3 protein-coding genes are annotated in these 3204 nt (G+C 43.4%); all 3 read left to right on the top strand.

Translation table 11 applies throughout. The features are described 5' to 3' along the window. Nucleotides 1-722: rhamnogalacturonan acetylesterase (locus QZZ43_RS12085; RefSeq protein WP_367221539.1), on the top strand; the 722-nt coding region annotated here is incomplete at its 5' end. A gap of 552 nt (nucleotides 723-1274) precedes the next feature. After that, nucleotides 1275-2144, top strand: a complete 870-nt coding sequence (locus tag QZZ43_RS12080; RefSeq protein WP_291859587.1) for a DUF4861 family protein — start codon at nucleotides 1275-1277, stop codon at nucleotides 2142-2144. A 39-nt stretch (nucleotides 2145-2183) separates the two neighbouring features. Further along, on the top strand, nucleotides 2184-3204 hold a 1021-nt coding region (locus QZZ43_RS12075; RefSeq protein WP_291859585.1), incomplete at its 3' end, for a glycoside hydrolase family 28 protein.

Here is a 3204-nt window from a genome sequence, read left to right as displayed (position 1 = left end):
TTACTCTTTTTATTCTGTTTCTGGTTTTTGCAGGATGCACCAATCGCCCGGTTTACAATGTTTACCTGGCGGGAGATTCAACCATGGCTGACAAAAAACCTGATGCTTATCCGGAAACTGGTTGGGGACAGGTTTTTCCTGAATTTTTTGATTCAACCAAAGTTGACTTTGAAAACCATGCAAGAAACGGACGCAGTTCCAAAAGTTTTATTTATGAAGGGCGATGGGATTCGCTGATGGGACGGGTCTCTCCCGGGAGCTATGTATTCATTCAATTCGGACACAATGATGAAAGTCCGTCAAAGGGGGAACGGTACTCTCCTCTTCCCGAATTTAAGAATAACCTCCGGAAATATGTTACGGATGTCAGGGCAAAGGGGGCTTTCCCCATCTTGATGACCTCTGTGGTGCGTCGAAAATTCAATGAGAAAGGTGATTTGGTGCCTACACATGGCGAATATCCTAACGCAACTATTGAGGTAGCAAACGAACTAAATGTGCCGCTGATCGATCACCGGGCTTTGAGTGCAAAAGTGGTCAGCCAAAAAGGGGATTCTTTGTCCAGAGAACTCTATAACTGGGTGGAACCCGGGCATCCCAATTATCCGGATGGAGAACAGGATGATACTCATTTTTCCACTGAAGGTGCCAGGATAATGGCACGGTTGGTAGCAGAAGAAATGAAGAAGATGCAACTGCCTCTCGCTGATGCTTTAAAGTAATCCCGGAAGCCAGTAATGAAAGATATCGACGCTGATTGTGGTTCCGGTTATCAAATAGAGATTGCTTCACTGCGTGTGAAATGAAGCAATCTAAAGGAGGATTAAAGATTTCTCTGGATATTGGTATTTGCATTAATATTTTATAAATGAATAAAATAAATAAACAACGTGATATTTAATTTTCGCCTGGATTTTTTGCAAACAATTGATTGTGAGTTGTTTGTGAGATAATTGGCGTTGTCTGCAACTCTCTGGTAATTAGGCTTTTGCGTTACTCTTCCTTGCGAGGAGTGATGTTTTTTCGGGCTGAAAGCCCGGCTTAATTAAGCCCAATGTAGCACGTTGGGGCTTTTGCAAATGCAAATTATTATTGTCGCCCTGTAAGGGCAGGTAACTGGATTGTTAGGTTGGGCTTTCAGCCCGCTTATGTAATAGTTCCAATATATGCCAGGGTGCTGCTCCGGGATATATTTAATTCGCCTTTCAGGCTATGTTTTCTTCACCTTTGAATTCTTTATTGTGTATTGTTTAATGTCGTAAAGCAGAATTAAAATGAAAAAAATATTTATTGCTGTAATGATATTCGTTACAGTCAGCAGCTTTTCCCAAAACAGGACCGACATCAGTCTGAAATGGAAAGACGCAGTCGAACAGGAAACAGAAATTTCCTCCGAAACCGGAGACTTGTACAAACAACTGGCTCATCATGGCCCTGCCATCGAAAATGAATGGATGGGGTTGCGCCTCTATTTTGATCACAAAGTAGCTGTGGATGTTTACAATAAAACCCGTGCCGGACTTGAACTGGCCGAAGGAGAATGGTATCCTACTGAGGAACAGCAGAACGATGGTTGGGGTGCTGATCAGTATAAAGTTGGCTCAACTGTGGGGATGGGAGGTGTTCGTCTGTGGAATCCCGAAACCAGAGAGGAAATGTTCCTGGATCCGGTTTCTAAAAGGACTGCCAGAGTGAAGAAAGAAGCCGGAATATCCTATATGGAGATGTTGTCGGAAGGAATTCCTTACATGGGCGATACCATCGATGTTTTGGTTCGGGTAACGGTGTTTTCCGGTCATCGGGAAGCCAAAGTCGAGGCTTTTGCCTTGAGTTGCAAACCGGTTTATTTCCTCACCGGTATTAACTACCATGAAAAAACGGAAACCAGACAAACTGACAATTACATCTGCACCTGGGGAATACACCCCGAAGATGTAGCAGCTGTACAATTGAATATCGGAGGTGCAATACTTTTTAATCCGGATGATTTTCAAAGTGTTACAAAAGGCGAAAAGCAATTTGAGTTAGTGTCCAGGCCCACGAAATATCTTTCAACCTGGATTACTTCAGCTAGTGAGAAGGAGGAAGAAATAAATAGTTTGGAGGCATTTGTGGATTATCTCAACGAGCTTTCGTTGAAATAAGCGCGTAGCTAATGGCGTAACAGCGCAAAATTGACAATTATGAAACAGAGACAAAACCAATGGCTGTTGTTCGGGGTTTTGACCATTCTGCTGGCAGGGTGTTCGCAAACCCAGGGGCACAATCGGCCACATTTCGACAGCAAAGAGGAAATTCTGAAGCAGATTCAAGTTCCGGAATTCTCTGATAATTACTTTATCCTTAAAGATTTTGGAGCCATTGCCAATGATTCTTCCTTCGATAGCAAACCGGCTTTTGATCAGGCGATGGCTGCCAGCAAAGAAGCGGGTGGCGGAACAATCGTTGTTTCTGAGGGAATTTATTATCTCAACGGGCCCATTCATTTTGTTAGCAACACCAACCTGAATCTCGCAGAAGGGGCCGTGCTAAAGTTTGGTTGCAACCCGGAGTATTATCTCCCAGTTGTGGAAACCAGTTGGGAAGGCACAATTCTTTACAATTACAGTCCTTTTATTTACGGTAAAAACCTTACCAATGTAGCAATCACCGGAAAAGGTGTTATTGATGGGGAGGCTTCCGGTACCTGGCAAAACTGGAAAGAAGTTCAGAAGGAAAGTCAGATGCTGTCACGAAAAATGAATAATGAGGCAGTTCCTGTTGAGGAGCGCATTTTTGGTGAAGGGCACTTTTTGCGGCCCCATCTGGTTCAGTTTTACAATTGTCGAAACATTCTCATTGAAGATGTCCGTATTGAAGATGCTCCGTTTTGGTGTGTGCATTTGCTGAAGTGTGAAAATGCAACTTTGCGCGGCATGAGTTTTGACGCCCACAACAAAAACAATGATGGAATAGACCTGGAATACACTAAAAATGTTTTGATTGAAAACATAGATTTTAATAATGGAGATGACAATGTGGTGATTAAAGCCGGCCGTGACCATGAAGGTCGCGAAATGAAAATGCCGTCGCACAATATTGTGGTGCGCAATTGTCGTTTGAGAGGCCTTCACGGCCTGGTAATTGGCAGTGAAATGTCATCAGGCGTGCACAGTGTTTTTGTTGACAGCTGTGAGGCTTCCGGTTATCTGAAACGTGGTTTGT

Source organism: Marinilabilia sp. (assembly GCF_016278715.1).
In the GTDB taxonomy this organism is placed as follows: Bacteria; Bacteroidota; Bacteroidia; order Bacteroidales; family Marinilabiliaceae; genus Marinilabilia.
Note: the sequence above shows the minus strand (reverse complement) of the source record. Positions and strands in the feature narration are given on the sequence as shown.